Source organism: Moritella sp. 28 (assembly GCF_018219435.1).
Lineage (GTDB): Bacteria > Pseudomonadota > Gammaproteobacteria > Enterobacterales > Moritellaceae > Moritella.
Window position 1 is genome coordinate 737,650 of sequence record NZ_CP056121.1, and the last position, 24,010, is coordinate 761,659.

23 protein-coding genes are annotated in these 24,010 nt (G+C 41.2%); 17 read left to right on the forward strand and 6 right to left on the reverse strand.

Annotation, left to right across the window (positions count from 1 at the left end; genetic code table 11):
* Positions 1-90: 90 nt before the first annotated feature.
* From nrdR to HWV02_RS03430, 8 genes are all read left to right on the forward strand, one after another.
* Complete coding sequence (nrdR, locus tag HWV02_RS03395; RefSeq protein ID WP_067041250.1) at positions 91-540, forward strand: transcriptional regulator NrdR; 450 nt, start codon at positions 91-93, stop codon at positions 538-540.
* Complete coding sequence (gene ribD, locus HWV02_RS03400) at positions 512-1,861, forward strand: bifunctional diaminohydroxyphosphoribosylaminopyrimidine deaminase/5-amino-6-(5-phosphoribosylamino)uracil reductase RibD (RefSeq protein WP_255550589.1); 1,350 nt, start codon at positions 512-514, stop codon at positions 1,859-1,861. The genes nrdR and ribD overlap by 29 nt, the downstream gene beginning before the upstream one ends.
* Positions 1,861-2,526, forward strand: coding sequence for a riboflavin synthase (locus HWV02_RS03405; protein ID WP_006031694.1), 666 nt, complete (start codon positions 1,861-1,863; stop codon positions 2,524-2,526). Before ribD ends, HWV02_RS03405 begins: the two co-directional genes overlap by 1 nt.
* Before the next feature lie 48 nt (positions 2,527-2,574).
* The gene (gene ribBA / locus HWV02_RS03410; protein WP_211678459.1) at positions 2,575-3,684 is read left to right on the forward strand and encodes a bifunctional 3,4-dihydroxy-2-butanone-4-phosphate synthase/GTP cyclohydrolase II; all 1,110 of its coding nucleotides are present in this window, start codon (positions 2,575-2,577) and stop codon (positions 3,682-3,684) included.
* A gap of 132 nt (positions 3,685-3,816) precedes the next feature.
* The gene (gene ribE / locus HWV02_RS03415; RefSeq protein ID WP_211674076.1) at positions 3,817-4,302 is read left to right on the forward strand and encodes a 6,7-dimethyl-8-ribityllumazine synthase; all 486 of its coding nucleotides are present in this window, start codon (positions 3,817-3,819) and stop codon (positions 4,300-4,302) included.
* The gene (gene nusB / locus HWV02_RS03420) at positions 4,299-4,721 is read left to right on the forward strand and encodes a transcription antitermination factor NusB (RefSeq protein ID WP_211674077.1); all 423 of its coding nucleotides are present in this window, start codon (positions 4,299-4,301) and stop codon (positions 4,719-4,721) included. The genes ribE and nusB overlap by 4 nt, the downstream gene beginning before the upstream one ends.
* 180 nt (positions 4,722-4,901) lie before the next feature.
* The gene (gene thiL / locus HWV02_RS03425; protein ID WP_211689718.1) at positions 4,902-5,969 is read left to right on the forward strand and encodes a thiamine-phosphate kinase; all 1,068 of its coding nucleotides are present in this window, start codon (positions 4,902-4,904) and stop codon (positions 5,967-5,969) included.
* A complete protein-coding gene (locus HWV02_RS03430; RefSeq protein WP_211674079.1) occupies positions 5,966-6,469 on the forward strand; it encodes a phosphatidylglycerophosphatase A in 504 nt (167 codons plus the stop codon). The genes thiL and HWV02_RS03430 overlap by 4 nt, the downstream gene beginning before the upstream one ends.
* 77 nt (positions 6,470-6,546) lie before the next feature.
* Here HWV02_RS03430 and dxs read toward each other — a convergent pair whose 3' ends face one another.
* From dxs to xseB, 3 genes are read right to left on the reverse strand one after another with little or no spacing between them, the layout of a single operon-like run.
* Positions 6,547-8,412, reverse strand: a complete 1,866-nt coding sequence (dxs, locus tag HWV02_RS03435) for a 1-deoxy-D-xylulose-5-phosphate synthase (protein WP_211689719.1) — start codon at positions 8,410-8,412, stop codon at positions 6,547-6,549.
* Between the two features lie 33 nt (positions 8,413-8,445).
* Positions 8,446-9,336, reverse strand: coding sequence for a (2E,6E)-farnesyl diphosphate synthase (gene ispA, locus HWV02_RS03440; RefSeq protein WP_211678462.1), 891 nt, complete (start codon positions 9,334-9,336; stop codon positions 8,446-8,448).
* Between the two features lie 3 nt (positions 9,337-9,339).
* Positions 9,340-9,585: an exodeoxyribonuclease VII small subunit gene (xseB, locus tag HWV02_RS03445; RefSeq protein WP_067041278.1), complete on the reverse strand. Its 246-nt coding sequence runs from the start codon at positions 9,583-9,585 to the stop codon at positions 9,340-9,342.
* Positions 9,586-9,769: 184 nt separating this feature from the next.
* On the opposite strand from xseB, the gene pomA reads away from it, so the two are divergent.
* Both pomA and HWV02_RS03455 read left to right on the forward strand, forming a co-directional pair.
* Complete coding sequence (gene pomA / locus HWV02_RS03450) at positions 9,770-10,534, forward strand: flagellar motor protein PomA (protein WP_211678464.1); 765 nt, start codon at positions 9,770-9,772, stop codon at positions 10,532-10,534.
* A 41-nt stretch (positions 10,535-10,575) separates the two neighbouring features.
* Entirely contained in the window at positions 10,576-11,493 is a 918-nt protein-coding gene (locus HWV02_RS03455; protein ID WP_211674083.1) for a flagellar motor protein MotB, read from the forward strand.
* Positions 11,494-11,510: 17 nt separating this feature from the next.
* Here the strand turns inward: HWV02_RS03455 and HWV02_RS03460 are convergent, their stop codons facing one another.
* Positions 11,511-12,452 carry a lipase secretion chaperone gene (locus HWV02_RS03460; protein WP_211678466.1) on the reverse strand — a complete coding sequence of 314 codons (942 nt, stop codon included), beginning with the start codon at positions 12,450-12,452 and terminating at the stop codon, positions 11,511-11,513.
* Positions 12,453-12,570: 118 nt separating this feature from the next.
* A complete protein-coding gene (locus HWV02_RS03465; protein WP_211689720.1) occupies positions 12,571-13,632 on the reverse strand; it encodes a triacylglycerol lipase in 1,062 nt (353 codons plus the stop codon).
* Positions 13,633-14,091: 459 nt separating this feature from the next.
* On the opposite strand from HWV02_RS03465, the gene HWV02_RS03470 reads away from it, so the two are divergent.
* The 7 genes from HWV02_RS03470 (at position 14,092) to ushA (ending at position 22,882) form a co-directional block, all read left to right on the forward strand.
* Positions 14,092-15,723, forward strand: a complete 1,632-nt coding sequence (locus HWV02_RS03470) for an ABC transporter substrate-binding protein (RefSeq protein WP_211678468.1) — start codon at positions 14,092-14,094, stop codon at positions 15,721-15,723.
* Positions 15,724-15,803: 80 nt separating this feature from the next.
* Positions 15,804-16,724, forward strand: a complete 921-nt coding sequence (gene oppB, locus HWV02_RS03475) for an oligopeptide ABC transporter permease OppB (protein ID WP_211679994.1) — start codon at positions 15,804-15,806, stop codon at positions 16,722-16,724.
* 10 nt (positions 16,725-16,734) lie between these two features.
* A complete protein-coding gene (gene oppC / locus HWV02_RS03480) occupies positions 16,735-17,637 on the forward strand; it encodes an oligopeptide ABC transporter permease OppC (RefSeq protein ID WP_211674085.1) in 903 nt (300 codons plus the stop codon).
* 122 nt (positions 17,638-17,759) lie between these two features.
* Complete coding sequence (locus HWV02_RS03485) at positions 17,760-18,725, forward strand: ABC transporter ATP-binding protein (RefSeq protein WP_211678469.1); 966 nt, start codon at positions 17,760-17,762, stop codon at positions 18,723-18,725.
* Positions 18,719-19,741, forward strand: coding sequence for a murein tripeptide/oligopeptide ABC transporter ATP binding protein OppF (oppF, locus tag HWV02_RS03490; protein ID WP_211689721.1), 1,023 nt, complete (start codon positions 18,719-18,721; stop codon positions 19,739-19,741). The genes HWV02_RS03485 and oppF overlap by 7 nt, the downstream gene beginning before the upstream one ends.
* A gap of 376 nt (positions 19,742-20,117) precedes the next feature.
* Positions 20,118-21,134 carry a porin gene (locus HWV02_RS03495; protein ID WP_211689722.1) on the forward strand — a complete coding sequence of 339 codons (1,017 nt, stop codon included), beginning with the start codon at positions 20,118-20,120 and terminating at the stop codon, positions 21,132-21,134.
* Positions 21,135-21,232: 98 nt separating this feature from the next.
* Entirely contained in the window at positions 21,233-22,882 is a 1,650-nt protein-coding gene (gene ushA / locus HWV02_RS03500; RefSeq protein ID WP_211689723.1) for a bifunctional UDP-sugar hydrolase/5'-nucleotidase UshA, read from the forward strand.
* 166 nt (positions 22,883-23,048) lie between these two features.
* Here the strand turns inward: ushA and HWV02_RS03505 are convergent, their stop codons facing one another.
* On the reverse strand, positions 23,049-23,942 hold the full coding sequence (locus HWV02_RS03505; RefSeq protein WP_211689724.1) for an endonuclease I family protein: 894 nt from the start codon (positions 23,940-23,942) through the stop codon (positions 23,049-23,051).
* Between the last annotated feature and the right edge of the window lie 68 nt (positions 23,943-24,010).

The window sequence follows — 24,010 nt, forward strand, 5'->3', positions numbered from 1 at the left end:
TTATTAATTCCACGAAATTACCTTCACTTTTCTGTACCCGCCTGCTATTTAACGATAGACTCAGAATAATATTATTCAATAGGATTGTTTATGTTCTGTCCATTTTGTTCTGCGACTGAAACTAAAGTTATCGATTCTCGTCTTGTGGCTGAAGGCCATCAGGTGCGTCGCCGCCGTGAGTGTGCGAAATGTCATGAACGTTTTACTACCTTTGAAACTGCAGAATTAGTGATGCCACGTATCATTAAAACGGATGATACACGTGAACCTTTTAACGAAGATAAACTCGTTAATGGTATTTATCGTGCGCTAGAAAAACGTCCGGTTGCCGCAGAGCAGATTGAACTTGGTATTAATCAAATAAAATCGAGTTTAAGAGCTACTGGTGAGCGTGAAATCGAATCAAGCTTTTTGGGTGAACTGGTGATGGACGTATTGAAAAAGCTCGATAAAGTTGCTTATGTACGGTTCGCTTCTGTTTATCGTTCTTTTGAAGATGTAAAAGAATTTAATGAAGAAATCGCCAAGCTCGACAAATAATCCGTTATCTGAGTCCTCATTGATTATGCCAAACAAATCACGTGCCGAGCTAGATCTACTATTGGAAGAAATTGTATCCATTAGTCAGTTCAATGATACTGACCATTTGCATATGCAACGTGCGCTCGCACTTGCACAAAAAGGCCGTTTTACCACGGCACCGAATCCAAATGTTGGCTGTGTGCTTGTTAAAGCTGGCAAAGTCATCGGTGAAGGTTTTCATTTACGTGCGGGCGAGGCTCACGCTGAAATCCATGCTTTAAATATCGCAGGTGATGATGCCCAGGGGGCCACTTGTTATGTGACGCTTGAACCATGTAGTCATTATGGTCGTACCCCCCCTTGCGCAGCAGCCTTGGTTAATGCGAACGTAAATGAAGTCGTTATTGCTATGGTCGATCCCAATCCGAAAGTAGCAGGTAATGGCATTGCGATCCTTATCGCGGCGGGCATTAAAGTACGGATCGGTTTATTATCAACGCAAGCGCATGCGTTGAATCCTGGTTTTATCTTACGGATGCAGGAACAACGTCCGTTTGTGCGTTTAAAAATGGCGGCAAGCTTAGACGGACGTACAGCATTGAAAAACGGTGAGAGCAAATGGATCACCGGTCCTGCTGCACGGTCTGATGTGCAAGTATACCGCGCACAAGCCAGTGCAATTTTATCGACGGCCAGCACGGTTATTATGGACGATGCTTCACTTAATGTGCGTTATAGTGAGTTAGGTGCAAGCCAAGCCGACTATCCACGAATTAAAACAGATAAGCCACTAATTCAAGTAGACAAGTCTTTGTCTCATGATGAGTTATTAGAACCACAGCTACGTCAGCCAATACGAGTGGTACTGGATAATCATCGGCGACTAGATACACACCTTGCTAAAATAAATAGTGAGTTGAAGCTATTTTCACAGCCCGGTCAGATACTATTAGTTAATGGTGTTAAAAATATAGTCAATGGTGCGACTGAAAATCCAGCTGTCGAGCAGTTATTAGTGAATGAATCGGTATCGCGAATTGAAATTGAGCAAGATAGTCACCATAACATAGATCTAAAACAGTTAATGACCGTATTAGCCCAGCAGGATATTAATGACCTGTGGGTTGAAGCAGGCGCGACACTGGCTGGCGCATTACTTGAAAATAAGCTGGTGGATGAGATAATTATTTATCTGGCACCTAAACTCATGGGTGATAGTGCCAGAGGACTCGCAGTATTAAGCGAGCTAACTGAAATGGCGCAAGTGCCTACATTTAGCTTTACCGATATCACGCAGATCGGGGACGATCTTCGAATTACAGCAAAACCGGAATACTAATGTTTACAGGAATTATTGAAACCGTGGGTACACTCACTGGTTTAACCCCAAAAGGGGCCGATGTGAGCATCACTGTTGATAGTGGTGATCTTGATTTAAGTGACGTAAAACTCGGTGATAGTATCGCGACGAATGGCGTATGCCTTACTGTTGTTGAATTACTCGGCAATGGTTACCGCGCAGATGTGTCATTAGAAACGATTAAACGCTCTGGTTTTGCGCATTACCGTATTGGTGATAAGGTAAACTTAGAAAAAGCGTTAACTTTAAGCACGCGTCTTGGTGGTCACTTAGTCAGTGGTCATGTCGATGGTGTTGCTGAGATTGTTAAGATCAGTAAACTTGGTCGTGCGACTGAGTATTGGTTACAAGCACCGAACGAATTAGCCCGTTATATCGCTGAAAAAGGCTCAATTACAATTGATGGTATCAGTTTAACTATTAATGAAATTGACGGCGCTAAATTCAAATTGACGATCGTACCGCATACTGCATTAGAAACAACGATAGAAAGTTATGTAGTCGGTCGTAAAGTTAACCTAGAAGTAGATGTTATTGCCCGTTATTTAGAACGCATCATGCTAGGTGATAAAGCCGCTGAATCAAGTACTCCTGAGCAGGGCATCACTATGGATTTTCTTGCGAGTAATGGGTTTTTAAAGTAAAACATCTATTCACGATCAGTTTTTAATTGTTATAAAAGGGCTATGAGCATGGCACTAAGTCGTATTGAAGATATTATTGAAGACATCCGCCAAGGTAAAATGGTTATCTTGATGGATGATGAAGATCGCGAGAATGAAGGTGATCTGATCATGGCCGCTGACAAAGTAACGCCAGAAGCGATTAACTTTATGGCGACACACGGTCGCGGTTTAATTTGTCTAACGTTAACCAAAGCGCGTGTAGAAAAACTGCAATTACCTCTGATGGTTCAAGATAATACGGCACAATTCTCAACTAATTTCACAGTGTCGATTGAAGCGGCTGAAGGCGTGACTACTGGTATCTCTGCTACTGACCGTGCGGTCACTGTATTATCTGCGGTTGCTGGCGATGCGAAACCGGCTGATATTGTTATGCCAGGGCATATTTTCCCACTTGCAGCACAAGACGGCGGTGTACTAACACGTGCAGGTCATACTGAAGCGGGTTGTGACCTTGCACGTCTAGCTGGTTGTGAGCCTGCTGGTGTTATTGTTGAGATCCTAAAAGATGACGGTGAAATGGCGCGTCGTCCTGATCTAGAAATCTTCGCAGAAAAACACGGCCTTAAATTGGGCACTGTGGCTGATTTAATTGAGTACCGTAACAGTAATGAAACCACCATTGAACGTGTCGCGGAATGTAAACTACCAACCGAACACGGTGATTTTGATTTAGTGACTTACCGTGACACTATTGATAATCAAGTTCACTATGCACTACGTAAAGGTGATGTTGTTGCCCAACAGCCAACATTAGTACGTGTGCATGTACAAAATACCATGACAGATATTTTGCATACCGACCGTGCGAGTCAAATCTCATGGTCATTAGCGGATGCGATGGCACGTATCGGTCGTGATGGTGGTGTAATGGTTATCTTAGGCAATGAAGAAAACTCTAACGATATCATTGAAAAAGTGAAACAGTTTGCTCAAGAAGATAAAGGCGAAACACAGCCAAAAGCAAAATGGCAGGGTACTTCACGCCGTGTCGGTGTAGGCTCTCAAATTTTAGCTGATATGGGCGTGTCTAAGATGAAGCTATTAAGCTCAGACAAACGTTACCATTCACTATCTGGCTTTGGCCTAGAAGTTGTCGAATATATCTCTAAATAAGTTTTAGAGATAGGCGTAGAATAAGTTTGCTTGCTGGCGAAAGCTTGGTACAATCCGAGCCCTTTCGTCAGCCGATTCATAATAATTAAAATTGGCCGTAAAATTACGCGCCGTGATATAGGATTTGTACACATGAAAGTTATCGAAGGAAATGTTCCTGCTCCAGAAGCAAAAATTGCAATTGTAATCTCTCGTTTTAACAGCTTCATCAATGAAAGTTTGTTAGCGGGTGCTGTCGATTCACTAAAACGTTTTGGCCAAGTTAGCGAAGACAACATCACTATTGTGCGTGTTCCTGGCGCTGTAGAATTACCGCTTGTTACTCAGCGTGTAGCTGCGACAAAACAGTTTGATGCAATTATTGCTTTAGGTACGGTAATTCGTGGTGGTACACCACATTTTGAATTCGTAGCTGGCGAATGTAATAAAGGTCTTGCTCAAGTTGCAATGGACTATGATGTTCCTGTTGCATTTGGTGTGTTAACAACAGATACAATTGAGCAAGCAATTGAGCGTGCTGGTACCAAGGCTGGTAATAAAGGGTCGGAGGCTGCTCTAAGTGCACTTGAAATGGTGAATGTTTTGCATCAAGTTGATGTATTATTGGAGAAAAAATGAAACCTTCGGAACGTAGTAAGGCACGTCAGTTTGCCACACAAGCAATTTATCAATGGCAAATGACGCAAGAAACTGTTGCAAATATTGAACACCAATTTGTAACAGATCAAGATTTTAGTGACACTGATGCAGTTTACTTCCGTGAATTGGTATTAGGCGTAAGCTTAAATCATGCTGAACTTGATGAGTTGATGAGCCCATTCCTATCTCGTCCTATGGATGATTTAGACTTGGTTGAGAAAGCGATTTTACGTCTTTCTACATTTGAGCTACTAAAGCGTCAAGATGTACCTTATAAAGTTGTGATCAATGAATCTATCGAATTAGCGAAAGATTTTGGTGCTGAAGATAGCCACAAATTCGTTAACGGCGTATTAGATAAAATTGTAAGTAAATTGCAATTACGTTTGAAAAAATAATTAAATTATTTTCTTCAATGCAAAAAAGCTAGCACAGGTTGCTGGCTTTTTTTATGCCTAAAATTCACACTCTAGACATTAATTAAAAATACAATTAGGCCTTAATTAAAAGTACAATAACAAGATTAATTGCAACCTATACCCAAGCCGCTTGGGTATCATAATGGATACAGCAGTACTATGGCGACAGGCGAGTTTGATTTAATTGGACAATATTTTACGAATAAATCGGTTTCACGTGACGATGTGATCACTGGAATCGGTGATGATTGTGCGATCTTGTCTGTGCCAGCGGGCAAACAGTTAGTCGTGACCACAGATACCATGGTCAGTGGTATTCATTTTCTTTGCGATGCGAACCCTGCGGATGTGGCGCACAAACTGGTTGCAGTGAACATCAGTGATATTGCCGCGATGGGGGGGCAACCTGCGTGGGCTTCATTGGCGCTCACTTTACCAAATTATGATTGTGAGTGGTTAACGGTTTTCAGTGATTGTTTACATCAACAATTACATCGTTATGGTGTGAGTTTGATTGGTGGTGATACTACGAAAGGCAATATGACGTTGACGCTTACTTTACAAGGTTTTGTTGATCAAGGTAAAGCGTTACCGAGGCACGGTGCCAAAGCTGGTGATTTAATTTATTGCAGTGGCTCGATTGGAGATGCAGCCGCAGGCTTAAAATTACTTATCGATGCGAATAACCCCGATAACGCTATCTCTGAAAATACCAATGAAGTAGTATTAACGGACTCCGAGAAAGGTTTTTTGATTGCTCGTCATCAACGTCCGACCGCAAGAGTCAGTACGGGTCAAGCGCTGGTTGATGTTGCAAGCAGCTGTATTGATCTGTCTGATGGCTTGGCGTCAGACTTGAAACATATACTTAATGCCTCTAGTCGTGCTTGTGGTACTAATCTGACGGCAAATATTGAGCTAACTGCGTTACCTTTATCAACAGCATTGCAAACTTATGTAAGTAACGCGTTATGGCCGCAGTATGCACTTGCTGGTGGTGATGATTATGAATTATTATTTACAGTATCGCCAGAGAATAGAGCACAACTAGAAAAAGTGATGGCTGAGCATGATTTACCATTTACGCATATTGGTGAAATAGCCAGTGTTTCGGCTGATCAACTTAAACAAATAGAGCAACAGAAACAACGAGAACCACAAATTAACTATTTTAACGACAAGCAATTAACCACGTTAGCTTTGCAAGGATGGGATCACTTCCAATGAAAAAAGATTTTTTATCGCCAGAATTACAAAAATTAAACTACGCTAACCCAGTGCATCTCGCTGCTGTTGGTTTTGGTAGTGGTTTATTTCCTAAAGCGCCTGGTACGATGGGAACGCTTGTTGCTATCCCTTTGTATTTGCTGATGACCAGCGTCTTAGAGTTGGGCTTATGGCAATATATCGGCATTGTCGCGTTGGCGTCTGTGATTGGTGTATATATTTGTGCAAGTGCCAGTAAAGCGATGGGCGTACACGATCATGGCGCCATCGTTTGGGATGAAATCGCCGGTTATGGCATTACTATGATTGCGGCCCCACAAGGCTGGGTTTGGGTTATTCTCGGTTTTGCGCTATTTCGATTTTTTGATATTGTGAAACCAGGACCGATTGGTTGGCTAGATAGAAATACTGATGGTGGTTTTGGTATTATGGTTGATGATGTACTGGCCGGTGTGTTTGCCTTAGCGAGCGTTCAGCTTATTTATTACATTACGCTATAAAATTCAAAAAGGCGCTACTTGATGTGAATCGAGTAGCGCCTTTTTATTAGCTATCAAGTTGTCATCGTTCGCTAGAATTAAAGCGCGATAAACGCCTTAATACTTGCTTCAATACCAAGATCGTCTAGGCCTAATTCAGCGTAGATCTCATCTTGAGTACCTTGGTGAATAAACTTATCTGGCAGACCTAAGTTTAATGTTGGTGTCATTAACTTATTCGCCATTAGGTATTCATTCACACCAGAGCCAGCGCCACCCATGATCGCGCCATCTTCAACTGTGACTAAGATATCATGGCTATTCGCCATCTCTGCTAACAGTACTTCATCCAATGGTTTGGCAAAGCGCATATCAACAACGGTCGCATTTAAACGTTCAGCCGCTGGCATCGCATTATGCATTAACGTACCGAAACATAAAATTGCCACTTTTTCGCCTTGACGACGAACGATACCTTTACCTATTTCAAATTCAGTAAATGCTTGCTCAACGTCAATGCCAGTACCGCTGCCACGAGGGTAACGTACGGCTGCAGGACCATTATACTGGTAGCCCGTATGCAGCATTTGACGACATTCATTTTCGTCACTTGGCGTCATGATCACCATTTTAGGAATACAGCGCATAAAGCTAATATCAAACGCACCTTGGTGTGTTTGACCATCGGCACCGACTAGACCTGCACGGTCAATGGCAAATAATACTGGAATATCCTGAATGGCCACATCGTGAATCAGCTGATCATAACCACGTTGTAAAAATGTAGAATAGATAGCAACCACAGGTTTATGACCACCAATCGCGAGACCTGCTGCGAAAGTCACACAGTGTTGTTCGGCAATTGCGACATCAAAATATTGCTTTGGATAAGTCTCAGAGAACTTGATCATACCCGAGCCAGCACCCATTGCCGGTGTTACAGCTGCGAGCTTGTTATCTGTTGCTGCAACGTCACATAACCAATTACCAAATACCTTTGAGAAAGTAGGCTTTGATGCGGCTGCGACTGGCAATGTATCTTCTTCTGGATTGAATTTAGGCACGGCATGGTAACCGAGCTGATCTTGCTCGGCAGGCGCGTAACCTTTCCCTTTTTTGGTGATTACGTGTAAGAATTGTGGGCCTTTAAGACTACGCATATTACGCAGTGTTTCAACCAAGCCATTCACATCATGACCATCAATCGGACCAATATAGTTAAATCCGAATTCTTCAAATAATGTGCTCGGTACCACCATGCCTTTTAAATGTTCTTCGGCGCGACGGGCAAGCTCTTTAATTGGTGGAATACCTGAAAGTACTCTCTTACCGTTTTCACGGAAGTTTGAGTAAGCAACACCAGACAATAATTTTGCTAAGTGTTTGTTTACCGCACCGACATTTTCTGAAATAGACATATCGTTATCATTTAAAATAACCAGTACGTCTTTGTCGATATGGCCTGCATGGTTTAACGCTTCAAATGCCATACCACCGGTAATGGCGCCATCACCAATAATGGCGACTGTTTTACGGTTTTTATCTTCTTGATCTGCAGCAACAGCAAGACCGAGAGCCGCGCTGATTGAGGTTGATGAGTGACCAACATTGAGATGGTCGTATTCACTTTCATCACGCCAAGGGAATGGATGTAGCCCCCCTTTTTGGCGGATCGTTGACATACGGTCACGACGACCCGTTAAAATTTTGTGTGGGTAGGCTTGATGACCTACATCCCATAATAATTTGTCGAATGGGGTATTGTAGACATAATGCAGGGCAACGGTTAATTCTACGACACCTAAGCCTGAAGCAAAGTGACCGCCACTTATACCGACAGTGTGTAGCAAATAGCTGCGCAGTTCATCACATAAGTCATCCAGACGATCCGCTGGTAATTGACGTAACTCTTCTGGGATGTCTGCTAATGCTAATGTAGGGTAATTCGAAATATCTAAGCTCATAATGTTTATAATTTTATACTTTGTTAGAATCTGTTACTTATTTCGCTCGATGATGTACTGCGTAAATAAAGCGAGAACGGTCGTATCATGCGGAATTGTTTCTAAGGCGAACATCGCTTGTTGATACAGTGCTTGGGCTTTTTCTTGTGCCCCAGCTAAACCGAGTAATGCAGGGTATGTTGATTTATTTAATTCAACATCTGAACCTTGAGGTTTACCGAGCGTTTCAGTATCACTGGTTATATCGAGAATGTCATCTTGTACTTGGAATGCTAAACCAATAGCATTGGACCATTTATCCAGCGCAGCTAATAATTCAACCGAGCAATGTGGTGATGCGAGGCAACCCAGTTTTGCTGCACAATTAATGAGTGCACCCGTTTTATTATTGTGGATAGCTTCTAGTTGTGCCAGTGAGATTTGTTTATCAGTCGCGGCGAGATCCATTGCTTGACCACCACACATACCGCTATAGCCACTTGCTTGGGTTAGCGATTTCAACATAGCCAAACGATTTTTTTCGGCTGCAGGTGCCAGTGCGCAATCAAGTAATAATTCAAAAGCAAAAGGTTGCAGTGCATCACCGGCTAAGATAGCGGTAGCATGGTCGAATTTAATATGGCAAGTCGGTTGACCACGGCGCAAATCATCATCGTCCATCGCGGGTAAATCATCATGAATTAATGAGTATGCATGAATTGATTCGATTGCGGCGGCTGGACCATCAAGGTCGCTAAGGTTTACGCCTAGCATTTCGCCGACGGCATATACGATCACTGGGCGAACACGTTTACCGCCTTGTAACAGACCATATTCCATCGCGGCTGCAAGTTGGGTGTCATGTGTTGGTAGCAAGTTTATTTGCTGTTGCAAATAGTCATTGATACGACCCTGATATTGGGTTATCGAAGTTGAAAGCTGCACTATTTAATTACTACTGTCAGAATTGAAGGGAGAAAGCGTTTGCTGGTCACCGTCGGCGAGTAATATGGCTACTTGCTGTTCAGCATGCTGAAGTTTCTGTGAGCTCGCGCGTGTTAAACTAATACCACGTTCAAATTGCTTTAACGCATTATCAAGCTCACAATCACCTTGCTCTAGACTGTTCACAATTGTCTCTAGCTCTGTGATAGACGCCTCGAACGTCATATTTTCTGGTTTTTTTACCGCCATCGGGTGTCCCTCTGATAATATACTCGGGTATTATACCCAAGTTAATAAGGTATAGACAGCTTAACTGTGCGATGCCAGTAATAAGCAGGATAAGATTACTTAAGAATTTAATTTGCTTGCCGATATAGATCAAGAATACACTCGCTATAAATATGATGATAATTTGCTTGGGATGGGGAATGTTGTGGATTTAGCAACTTTAATAGGATTAGTCGGCTCGTTTGCGTTTGTAGTGATGGCAATGGTGCTGGGTGGCGATATAAGTACGTTTGTTGATACGCAATCGATATTGATTGTATTTGTTGGTTCACTCTTTGTCGTATTAATGCATTTTAATTTTGGCCAGTTTTTAGCCGCAGCAAAAATTGCCGTAAAAGCATTCATGTTTAAAATTGATAAGCCTGAAGAGTTAATCGAACAAGCGGTTGAAATGGCGGACGCAGCGCGTAAAGGTGGGTTTTTAGCGCTTGAAGAAGCAGAAGTAAAAAATGAATTTATGCAAAAAGGCATCGACTTATTAGTGGATGGTCACGATGCAACTGTTGTTAGTCAGACATTGCAAAAAGACATTAAACTGACCACTGCTCGTCATAAAGCCGGAATTCATGTATTTAGTATGATCGGTGAAGTTGCTCCTGCGATGGGAATGATTGGTACCCTGATCGGTCTGGTGGCGATGTTATCAAACATGGATGATCCTAAATCGATTGGTCCTGCAATGGCTGTTGCTTTACTAACAACGTTATACGGCGCGGTTTTTGCGAATATGGTTGCCATCCCGATAGCGGGGAAATTGAAATTACGTTCAGAAGAAGAAATGCTGAATAATACCCTGATTATGGATGCAATTTTAGGTATTCAAGAAGGACGCAATCCGCGGGTTATCGAAAGCTTATTAAAGAATTACCTCCATTCATCAAAACGAGAAGTGGCGGATACTGACGTTTAGTTTACACCATGATGACAGCTAAATAAGTAGAGAGATAACGTATGTCTGATGAATGTGATTGCCCACCCCCTGGTCTCCCTGCGTGGATGGGTACCTTTGCCGATTTAATGAGCCTGTTAATGTGCTTCTTTGTATTACTATTGTCATTTTCAGAGATGGATGTAGTGAAATTTAAGCAGATTGCCGGGTCAATGCAGTTTGCTTTTGGTGTACAAAATCAAATTGATGTAAAGAATATCCCCAAGGGTACAACGGTGATTGCACAGGAATTTCGCCCTGGTCGACCGGACCCCACGCCGATTGAAACCATTATGCAGCACACCATTGATAATAGTGAAGCAGAGTTAGACTTCAAAGATGGCGAAGATCAAAACGCGGGTGGTAAGAACAAACGCGAAGAAGAAAGTAATGGTGGTAAATCACCAGAAACGTCGACCCGTGATAATACGCCAACTGAAAATGTCGAAGTAACGGAAGATACCAGTGAGCTAGTCAAGGCTCTCGCAGAAGCCTTAAAAGAAGAAGTCGATAGTGGTGGTGTTGAGGTTGAAAATTTGGGGCAGCAAATCATCATTCGTATTAATGAAAAGGGTTCATTTCCAGCTGGTTCAGCCTTTTTACAACCACGCTTTCGTCCCGTGATCCAAAAGGTCGCGCAGCTATTAGCAACGATACCAGGGATGATTACGGTTGCCGGACATACAGGTAAAGAAAAGTTACATTCTGAGCTTTATCGTTCTAAATGGGATTTGTCGAGCCAGCGTGCTGTTTCTGTGGCACATGAAATGTTAAAGGTTAAAGAGTTCAATGAGAACCGCTTGATCGTGCAGGGCATGGCTGATACCCAACCATTGACGGATAAAGAAAGTGAATTACGTCGTAACCGCCGTGTAGAAATTAGTATTATGCAAGGTAAAGCGAAACTCTCAGAGCCACTCAGTGTGATTACTAACAAGTAGTCTTCGTACTTTATTTGTTAGCTGTTTGACTCCGTACGTGCAAGTCTTTTACGGGCTAAGTTGCATAACGCGATCACTTGCTGTTGGGTGAAGTCTTGATTGTTTCCTTGGCATTCGCCACGATCGTCAATACGAAAGTTAGCCGGTGTATTTTGCAGTATAAAGGTTTGTTTTCGTGCCTCTTGTTGTGCTTCCGTTAAATATTGTTGAGCGGTTTGTTCGATTTGTTGCTGACGTTCAGTCGGGGACAAATCAGCATCGAGCTTTGCGACTGTTAGCATGTATTGATCGTAATTAATTTCCTGACCAAACATGGCATCTGTTTCTGCAATGGAAAATATTTTTTCGCGCATATCCTGGCGATCTTGCATTAAGGCTTCAACTGTTTGTAAGGTATTGCTCTTGGTCAAAGTATCTAGTTCGGGCAAATCTTGCAGTGCTGAGTTCTGCGCATGGAAATCTTGCATCTGTTGCTTGTAATCGACGTACTTATCTAATAATGCTAACGCTTGCTGTGCAGCAGGTTGTGGATAAACTTGTAAGATATATTGTTGCATACTGGTCAGTAGTTCGGGAGAGGTTAAGTCACCTTCTGAACTGAAAAAATAATCAAATAATACTTTAATATCATGATTTAAAATAAGCTGATTATCATTATTTATGTGAAGTAAACTGCTTGGATCGGTATTTTTCAATGACTTTGGCATGTTAATCTGAGCGAAAGAAACCGCACTTGTGGTGCTTGTGTTATTGTTTTTTTGATTGAGAGTCATTTTATTACGTAAGATAATCGATGATGCGAAGCTTGTTTTTGCTTCGACTACGACGTTCTCTTTCATTGTTATTGTATGTGGTGGCGTGATGTCTGTGTTACTCGTATTATCACTATATAAATAAATACTCGTACCACTGATAATAAATAGACTGATAATGGCCGCAGATTTGTTGATGTTTTGCATTCTATCATCCTGATAAAGACCAAAACCGCGCTATTTTAAGCTTTGGTCTGTGAACATTCATGTCGCGTTATTCGATTGCTTTATTTCTATTTTGATTTAATTGCTTAATACGCAAATACTACAAGCCTTGCTGCGCAAGCATATTGGCATGTTTCGTGTAGATTGCTGGGATATTTAATTTCCAGCTACCGAGTCCCATTAATTGATTAATTGCATCAAAGTGATTGGCGTTATAATCGAGTTTGATGACTTGACCAATCGCTTGACCACATACTGGTACTAGTCCGTCCCATTGGAAGCCACCTTCGTCTTTGTATTCAGGTACAAATAGACCAAATATAGGTACTAACATTGAGTCGAGCGGATCAAGTAAGTTGGTGCTGTATTGATTACCGCCCCAAGAGAAGTACTTAATACCGTTAGATTCTGTCTGACCGTAGAAGCTTGGGTCTGCCTCACCCTGTTCACCATTATTAATTGTCATGCAGTCTTGGGTTGGCATCACCGCCATGTCGGTAAACGTTGCTGCATACTGTGCAACTTGCTCTCGATCTGTCGCCTGCGCAAGACGTAATAGGTCTTGACCGCCACGCTCAGGGCTATCGTAATCACCGTCAGCTGCATCGTCTTTTGCAGACAATAACTCGAGGGTATTAAATACAAAGTTAATCAGGGGGACACCTAGCTTCTCAATCATGCTGCCTTCTTCAAATGCTTCTCTGAATCCATCTGAGAAATGGGTACCTTTATTCATCGCATGGGATGTGGATACTGACGCAATACGATCTGTAAGACGTTCGTCATTGGCGGCAAAGCGTGAGGCGAGGGCGCCTTGACTGTGAGCGATAAGATTGACTTTTTCAGCGCCAGTTAATGCTAAAATTTGCTCGATATCATAAACCAATTCTTCGCCACGTACCTCGTTAAGCTCGGCACTTGACAGGTTTGTGACATATACCTCGGCACCTTGTTCACGCAGTGCGTCGGTAATGCCATACCAATAATCAATGCCTATGGCACTATCAAATGAAAACGCGCCGCCTACCATCACAATCGGATATTGGGTTTTAGCAAAAGTTGGTTCGGGTTTATCAAACCAACCTGCATTGGCTTGAGTTGTGATTAACATTGTGCTGGAAATAGCGGTAGCAAGGGCTATATTTTTGAAGTTCCATTTCATTTTTTGATCCTTATAAAAACCTAACGAGACAGGTTGTCTTGCTTGGTCATGTGAGCATATAAGTTCATTTAAAAATGTGTCAACACTTGTTGGTGCTCGATTTCGAAACAAAGCGAAAGCGTGAATCCTCTCACATAAATGTCTGTTTTAGCTGTTGGTTGAGCTGATTATTTGTCAGTCATAAGTATTAATACTGATGGATTGTGGAGCATATGTTCGAATAAGGAGTAATTAAGTATATTAATGTCACATTTAGATGCTTAATCTGAATAATTATCGAATTACAGGTATTAACGGTTGTCGATTGATGATAGTTTGGAATTAATAGCAATTAACTGAATTTATTGCTACTGTGAAGATTACTCCTTTAGAGATGTTTGATATTTTAATTCAACAAAAATTGAAATATTAAACAAGTTATAAAGGTCATGGATGTAATTGTCGTACTGGAGTTTGTACATGTTAAAAAATAAAATCACTCAATCACTTTTATTAACCGCGGGTCTAGCATTTGCTGCTACTTCGCTTACAGCAACGGCCGCGGAAGTACCTGCTGGCGTAAAACTAGCAGCGAAACAAGAGTTAGTTCGTGGTAACGGCACGGAAGTTGCCTCTTTAGATCCACAAAAAGTCGAAGGTGTCCCTGAAGCGCACGTACTTCGTGATTTACTTGAAGGTCTTGTAAACCAAGATGCAGATGGTATTACCGTTCCGGGTGTGGCTGAACGCTGGGAGACTAAAGATAATAAAGTGTTTACTTTCTACCTACGTAAGGATGCTAAATGGTCGAATGGCGATGCTGTAACGGCTGATGATTTTGTATATAGCTTCCAACGCGCAGTTGATCCTTTAACGGCGTCACCTTACTCATGGTATCTAGATATGACAACCATGATAAATGCTTCAGATATTATTGCAGGCAAAAAAGACAAGTCTACTTTAGGTGTTAAAGCAATCGATGATTACACATTTGAAGTAACACTCGCAAGTCCAGTCCCTTATTTCGTGAAGATGATGGCTCACACGACGATGAAACCTGTGCATAAAGCAACAGTTGAAAAATTCGGTGATAAATGGACTAAACCTGAAAATTTCGTCGGTAACGGCGCATTCGTAGTTAAAGATTGGGTTGTGAACGAACGTCTAGTACTCGTTCGTAATGAGAATTACTGGGATAACGCGAACACAGTATTAAATAAAGTAACTTACTTACCGATTGAAAACCAAGTTTCTGAAATGAATCGCTTCCTATCAGGTGAAATCGATTTCACTTATGAGCTACCAAACGAACATTTCCGTCGATTGAAGAAAGAGCATGCAGAATCGGTAGCGATCAAAGGTAACTTGTGTACTTATTACTACAATTTCAATACACATAAACCACCATTCAACGATGTTCGTGTACGTAAAGCGATTTCTTACTCTATTGATCGTAACATCATCGCTAACGCTATTCTGGGTCAAGGCCAAAAACCTGCTTATTTCTTAACCCCTGAAATCGTTGCTGACTTCAACCCAGAGATGCCTGCTTACGGTAAACTATCTCAGAAAGAACGTAATGAAAAAGCCAAATCGTTACTTGCTGAAGCGGGTTACAACAAGTCAAACCCACTAAAATTCAGCTTGCTGTATAACACTTCAGAAAACCACAAAAAAATTGCGGTAGCAATCGCGTCAATGTGGAAGAAAAACTTAGGTGTATCTGTAGAGCTTGAAAATCAGGAGTGGAAAACGTACCTAGAAACCAAGAAGCAGGGGGACTTTGAAGCGTCTCGTGCTGGTTGGTGTGGCGACTATAACGAAGCATCTACATTTACTTCATTAATGGAAGGCAGCAATACGACTGGCGGTATTCACTATCAGAGTGCTGAATACGATAAGCTAACTAAATTAGCTGTACAAGCAACTTCTGAAGCAAAACGTCAAGAGTTATATTATGCTCAAGAAGCACTACTGACTAAAGATATGCCAATTGCTCCTATATATCAGTATGTTACAGCTCGCCTTGTTAACCCTCATGTGGGTGGTTACGCAGAAAACAACGCACAAGACCAACTTTATTCTAAAGATATGTACATCATCGCAGAGTAATCGTTTTCCATATTAAACTGCATGCGGAATAACGCATGCAGTCTTTTCTCATATTTATATTATCAAAAGTTGAGTTGATTATGCTTAAATTCATCTTAAAGCGAATTCTAGAAGCAATACCGACTATGCTGGTATTGATCACAGTCTCTTTTTTCCTTATGCGTTTCGCACCTGGCAGCCCATTTTCAAGTGAAAGAACGCTTCCGCCACAAGTAATGGCAAATATTAACGCTAAGTACGGCCTTGATAAACCTGTGTTGGAGCAATACACCACTTATTTAACGAATGTGATTCAAGGTGACCTTGGTCCTTCTTTTAAATACAAAGATTTTACCGTTAATGAACTGGTTGCTTCGGCATTACCTGTATCAGCTAAAATCGGTGCCTTCGCTTTTGTATTTGCACTTATATTTGGTGTTTTCGTCGGTACGATTGCAGCATTACGACAAAATACGTGGTTAGATTACAGTATTATGTCAACGGCGATGATCGGGGTTGTTATGCCTTCCTTTGTACTCGCACCGGGCCTTATTTATCTTTTTTCTATTGATCTTGGCTGGTTTCCAGCGGGTGGTTGGTTAGATGGCTCGCTGAAATACATGGTATTACCTGTATTGGGTATGTCGATGTTATATGTTGCCACTTTTGCCCGTATTACTCGTGGCAGTATGATTGAAGTGATGAATAGTAACTTTATTCGAACTGCGCGTTCGAAAGGATTAAGTTATCCACATATCGTTATTAAACATGCCTTAAAACCGGCGATGTTACCGGTTGTTTCCTACATGGGTCCTGCATTCGTGGGCATTATTACTGGCTCGGTAGTGATTGAAACCATTTTTGGTTTACCGGGTATTGGTAAGTTGTTTGTTAACGCCGCGTTTAACCGTGATTATTCCCTAGTGATGGGTATTACCATTTTGATTGGTTTTTTATTCATCTTATTTAATGCCGTTGTTGATATTTTGCTTGCTTATATCGATCCGAAAATTCGCTACTAAGGGACTAGATATGTTATCTAAAACAGACAAAGTAGAAGCGTTAACAAACTTCTCGACAAATTTAGAAATTGAAGGCCGCAGTTTGTGGCAAGATGCCCGCATTCGTTTTATGCGTAATAAAGCGGCAATGATCAGCTTATGTATTTTGTTTCTGATCACCTTGTCAGTTATTTTTGTACCTATGCTCAGCCAGTATGCATTTGACGATACTGATTGGTATGCACTGCATCAGGCTCCTTCGGCAGAGCATTGGTTTGGCACCGACAGTTTAGGGCGTGACCTGCTTGTACGTACCTTTATCGGTGGTCGTATTTCGATGATGGTAGGTGTGATGGGGGCATTCGTTGCTGTGCTTATCGGCACATTGTACGGTGCTGCATCTGGCTTTATCGGCGGTACAACCGACCGTGTGATGATGCGTATCCTTGAGATCCTTTATGCAATTCCATTCATGTTCTTGGTCATTGTATTAGTGACGTTTTTTGGTCGCGATATTATCTTAATTTTTGTAGCGATTGGTGCGATTGCTTGGCTAGACATGGCGCGTATTGTCCGTGGTCAAACCTTAAGTTTACGCAATAAAGAGTTTATCGAAGCCGCGCGTGTATGTGGCGTGAGTCAATGGGGCATTATTACCCGTCATATTGTGCCTAATGTATTGGGTATTGTGGCCGTGTACTCAACGCTGTTGATCCCAAGCATGATTTTAACGGAATCATTCTTAAGTTTCCTTGGTCTTGGTGTGCAAGAACCAATGACCAGTTGGGGTGCCTTATTACAAGAAGGTGCACAAACAATGGAAATAGCGATTTGGCAATTAGCATTCCCAGCAGCATTTATGGTGTTAACGTTATTTTGCTTTAACTATGTTGGTGATGGTCTGCGTGATGCGCTGGATCCAAAAGACAGATAGTTACTAAATAGAATGACTTAAAGAGCGAGCAAGCGCTGAATTAATTTAAGTCATTCTAACGTGAGGATAGTTTGCTTATTACACAGTTAGATGTAGAGCTAGAACAAGATTAAGGATGTCACATGAGTTTATTAGATGTTACTGATCTGCGCGTTGAATTTACGACCCAAGATGGGACCGTAACCGCAGTTAATGATTTAAATTTTGCCCTCAACCCTGGTGAAACACTGGGCATTGTAGGCGAGTCAGGTTCAGGTAAATCACAAACCGTATTTGCGATCATGGGATTGTTAGCGAAAAACGGTATTATTTCTGGTAGTGCTAAGTTTGAAGGTAAAGAGATCTTAAATTTACCAGAGAAAGAACTAAACCATGTTCGAGCAGAACAAATCGCGATGATCTTTCAAGACCCGATGACTTCACTCAACCCTTATATGAAGGTGAGTCAGCAAATGATGGAAGTGCTGATTTTACATAAAGGCATGAGTAAAAAAGAAGCCTTTGAAGAATCGGTATTTATGTTAGAAGCGGTGAAGATCCCTGAAGCTCGTGTTCGTATTAATATGTACCCACATGAATTCTCGGGTGGTATGCGTCAGCGTGTGATGATCGCAATGGCATTGCTATGTCGTCCTAAACTGCTTATTGCAGATGAACCAACAACCGCATTGGATGTAACCATTCAAGCGCAGATCATGCAGCTGTTGAATGAATTAAAAGATAAGTTTAATACTGCGATTATTATGATCACTCATGATTTAGGGGTAGTTGCCGGTAGTTGTGACAAGGTATTGGTGATGTATGCTGGTCGTACCATGGAGTATGGCAAGGTGAACGATATCTTCTATACGCCAAGTCACCCTTACACTGAAGGACTACTTAAGTCGATCCCGCGTTTAGATACCGAAGGTGATATTTTACCGACTATTCCGGGCAATCCACCTAACTTGTTATCATTACCAAAAGGTTGTGCATACCAAGATCGTTGCCATCGAGCACAAGAAAACTGTCAACAAGAACAACCACAATTAATCCCGTTTGCTGGCGACCGTTTACGTGCCTGCTTCTCAGACCAGGGGACATGGTAATGACTGATATAGCCAAGAAAGGTTTAGTAGCCGTAGAGAAAAAGTTACTATTAGAAGTGAATGACTTGAAGGTGCAATTTGATATTCCGTCGAAGTCGCTATGGCCTTGGGCACCACCAAGCAAGCTTAAAGCCGTTGATGGTGTCAGCATCAAGTTATACGAAGGTGAAACACTGGGTGTAGTCGGGGAGTCAGGTTGTGGTAAATCGACGTTTGCCCGCGCCTTAATTGGACTCGTGCCAGCGGCTGCCGGTAACGTAGTTTGGTTAGGTCAGGATCTTACCCGGTTACCACACGAAGAAATGCGTGAAAAGCGTAAAGAAATTCAAATGATCTTCCAAGACCCATTAGCCTCGCTAAACCCGCGTATGACGGTGGGCGATATTATTGCTGAGCCGCTACGAACTTTCTTCCCACAGTTATCTAAAGTGGAAGTGAAAGAGCAGGTGAAGGACATGATGACCAAGGTAGGTTTACTGCCAAATGTAATCAATCGTTATCCACATGAGTTCTCGGGTGGTCAGTGTCAGCGTATTGGTATTGCCCGTGCACTTATTTTAAAACCCAAGATGATCATTTGTGATGAACCAGTATCAGCGTTAGATGTATCAATTCAAGCGCAGGTAGTGAATTTATTACAATCATTACAGAAAGAACTGGGCTTAAGTTTGATCTTCATTGCCCATGATTTATCGATTGTAAAACATATCTCTGATCGCGTACTGGTGATGTATCTTGGTAATGCAGTAGAACTGGGTGAGTCAAAAGCCTTGTTTGCTGAGCCGAAGCATCCGTACACCAAAGCGTTGATGTCGGCAGTGCCGATCCCCGATCCGGTACTTGAACGTAATAAAAAAATTGAAATGCTGGAAGGTGATTTACCTTCACCGTTAAACCCGCCATCAGGCTGTGTATTCCGTACTCGTTGCCCTGTGGCGAAAGCAAGTTGTGCCAAGGCTAAACCTCAGTTAATCGGTGATGAAGAACACTCAGTGTCTTGTTTAATGGTTGCTTAATTTCTTTGTTATAAAGGTCTAAGTACAAAATAAAATAGTCATAATATTTAATACCAGCCAGTGAATAACTGACTGGTATTTTTTTGAGTTAAAATCTGCCGGTACGTGACTATGTGTCTCGTTTTTGTCGAAAAATAAAAGCACAGATTATATCTTAACTAACAGAGGAAAACTCCATAGATATCACAGTATTGCATTTGATAGGTTTATTTAAATATATGATATAGAAATATGACGTCACCATCAAAAATCAAAAAGTTACAGCTTGTATCAAGAGCGTTATTTATATAGTTTTGCATAGAAAAATAATAATAATAAAAATAAATAATAAATAATAAATAATAAATAATAAATAATAAATATTAGGAAATTAATAATGAAATATTCAACTCTAGCTCTAACTCTGGCCTCAATCTTATCTGTAGGCGCTGCAAGCGCGGCAACTATTTATAAAAGTGAAAATGGCGACAATCTTAAAGTTTATGGGGGAATGGAAATCGGTGGTACTTTAATCTCTGATACCGATAAGACTCCATTCGGTCCTGACTCTACCTACGTCGATGATTCATTTATGACCCTAGGCGCTAAAGGAACAACTGGCGACTTCTACGCAAAATTTGAACTTGATGCAGAACGTCAAGACTGGACCAAGGATAATAATATTCGCCTTGTCGTTGATAAAGCGTATGTTGGTTACAAACTTGCCTCTAAACAATCTATTGAATTTGGTCGTACTGACACTGCGTATGATCACTATGATGCATTTGGTGATGTAACAAATGAATTAGGTGCTGGTATTTCTGAAGCTGGTGACCAAGATAATACGCTCAAGTACCAAGGTCAATTTGGTAATATTAAAGTCGGAATTTCTCACTCGTTAGAGGGCTGGGATGGTAAAGTTGATAACAATAACAAGCCTCAAAAATATTCATACGAAACTGATTCATTATATGGTCAGGTCACCAACGGCTATATTGGTTATTTTGGCGATGACTTTACTATTCTTGCTGGTGCAGAGTCGGGTGATGAAACTGAAATTTATTCTTTACACTCTCAAGTTAAACTAGGCGATTTAACCATTTCTGGTTTAGTTTGGGATCAAACCAAAAATTTCAATAAAGATAAAAACTCAGAAAAAAACATCGTAGGTGCTAACATAGGTGCTAAATATAAATTGACTGAAAAACTAAGTCTTTTAGGTAGTGTAAACTACGAAGATTTAGATAATGTTAAAGCATCTAAGGAAGATTACAAATCAGAATGGGTTGTTGTAGGTGGCGAATATAAATATGCTAAAAACGTTAAACTTGCAGCTGAAGTTTCAATTGGTGATGTTCTTAAGAATGGTGAAAGTGGTGCGCTAGGTTACGTTAAAGCTTACTACTGGTTCTAAGACTATTTATCTAATTCAATAGTCTTATTTAATATAAGGTCTCTTATTTTCAATAGAGGCTTTATTTTTCTAACATCCCTGACTAATCGGACAACTCTATGAAACTTAAAAATATAGCGCTCTCTGCTTTAACAATGGCTATTGCAGCGGGTTGCGCTACAACAGACCAACAGCCTAAGCATGAATGGAAGCAAGATAAAGAATACAATATCACCATCTTACACACCAATGATAACCACGGTAATTTCTGGCAGAATAAGTACGGTGAACGCGGTATGGCTGCACGTGCCACACTGGTCAATAACATCCGTGCAGAGGTTAAAGCCGAAGGCGGTTCTGTACTCTTGTTATCTGGTGGTGATATTAATACCGGCGTACCTGAATCAGATCTACAAGATGCTGAACCAGATTTCATTGGTATGAACATGATCGGTTACGATGCGATGACATTAGGTAATCATGAATTTGATAACCCGCTTGACGTACTCGCGAAACAAGAAGGTTGGGCAAACTTCCCATTCATCTCTGCGAACATCTATAAAGATGGCAAGCGCATGTTTGATGCTTACAAGATCTTTAATAAAGAGGGTATCAAAATTGCCGTTATTGGCCTAACGACCGAAGATACAGCAAAGATTGGTAATCCTGAATTTATTAGCGAATTGGAATTCCGTGATCCAAAAGTGGAAGCCAAAGCCATCATCGCTGAATTGAAAGAAACTGAAAACCCAGATGTGATCATTGCAGCAACGCACATGGGCCATTACCTTAACGGTGACAATGGTTCCAATGCACCGGGTGATGTGCAGCTGGCTCGCTACTTGAACGAAGGTGATTTAGATATGATCGTGGGTGGCCACTCACAAGAACCTTTGTGTATGGAAGGCGCTGAATACGCGAAATTCAAACCAGGGCAAGATTGTACACCTGACGTGCAAAATGGAACTGATATCGTTCAAGCACATGAATGGGGAAAATATGTAGGTCGTGCGGATTATACTTTTAAAAATGGTGAGTTTACATTACAGTCATACAATCTTATTCCAGTTAATTTAAAGAAAAAAATCAAAGTGGATGGTAAGAAAAAACGAGTATTAATCCAAGATGAGATAGCCCAAGATCCAGCTGTTTTCGCAACACTCCAACCGTTTCAGGAAAAAGGCCAAGCAGCATTAGGTATCAAAATTGGTCAGTCTAATGGCCTACTACAAGGTGATCGTGACGTTGTGCGTAACAACCAAACAAACCTTGGTCGTTTGATTGCAACAGCACATATGGAGCGTGCAAAAGCAGATTTCGGTATCATGAATTCAGGTGGTGTACGTGCGTCAATTGAGGCCGGTGTAATCACATATAAAGACGTATTAACCGTACAGCCATTTGGCAATATACTTACTTATGTAGAGATGTCAGGCGCTGAAGTGATGGATTACTTAAATGTAGTCGCCACTAAGATGAAAGACTCTGGTGCATTTGCACAGTTCGCTGGTATTTCGATGACAGTTGCAAACGGTCAAGTTTCAGATGTGAAGATTGGCGGTAAAGCAATGGATATGAGCAAGTTATACCGCTTCACTATCCCATCGTTCAACGCAGCCGGCGGTGACGGTTATCCGAAAATCATGGAGCATGCATCGTTTGTAAACACTGGTTATGTGGATGCGGAAGTACTAAAAGAGTATATCGAAGCAAATTCACCGATTAATGTCGCTGATTTTGAACCAAAAAATGACATGGTTTATAATTGATATAAGTATGTAGCATTGCTAAATAGCAAAGTTTATACAAAGATGTAAAATAAAAGCCATGGCGATAAACCGTCATGGCTTTTTAATTATGCATCTATTAGTCAGCGTGAATTATGGTGTTAAATATCTCTATCGTACTGATGAAATTACAATACCTTTCTTCGGTTTAAGTTTGATTTGATACCTTACTTTCACTACATCTCCCTTCATAGATAGTATCTACCCATTCTGGATTATCAATGAATGGATTACGGTTACCTTGGTATTCATAAATCGCATTGTTACGTGCTCGCTCAAAATCATTGACGGGATATTGAAAATGCCACTCTATGAGGGTACACAACTTGCCCAGTTTAGGTAAATTCTTACCGCTGGTCGGATTCGTGTTTATTGCGTCAACTAAAATTAAGTTAGGCATATTTATCCCTGTATTCTTATCATAACGGACATCCATATAAAACATCATCCGAGCTATGTCTCCTTTCACTTCGTCTCTAGGCTCCCAAGTATACTTAGTGCTTAGGTTTCTATTGTCTTCAGCTACTGGCGTTCCGCCGTTATGAAAGTCTTTGTTACCGCGAGCACTATTCATCGAAATATCGGCAGGGCGGAGGTGGTGGATATCGGTATAACCTTGCTGAGATTTCTTTGGGAAACCGTGACTTTTAGGCCAAGTATGCTCCCGATTCCAATAATCCTGATTCGCGCTAGCTGCACCTGAGCCATTGTGGTTTTTAGGAATTGAATTACCTTTATAAAGTAAAATAACATTATCAGAATTTTGGGGATCTTCATCGGTATGCGTTAATGCAGTCCAAACTTCACCATAACTTAGTTGTTTTTGGCCTTTGGATATATCAGAAATGATGGCTTTTCTGAATGTAGCGAGATCACCACCGTATGCCGCTTGAGAGTTGGCATAATAAGTACCAGGGGCATAGTTTGTGATGTCTTTAACTTTGTTTAATACTGGACAATTAGTACAGATATTGGGACTGGCAAGTACGGAACCTGAGCTTATCGTCGCGAATACTGCAAAGAGGAGTAAAGATTTATTCATCGTTAGCCTTATACCTTCGTCGTTAATGAATTTAAGTTATTGAAAAATATTAATAGTTGGTTGTTTAT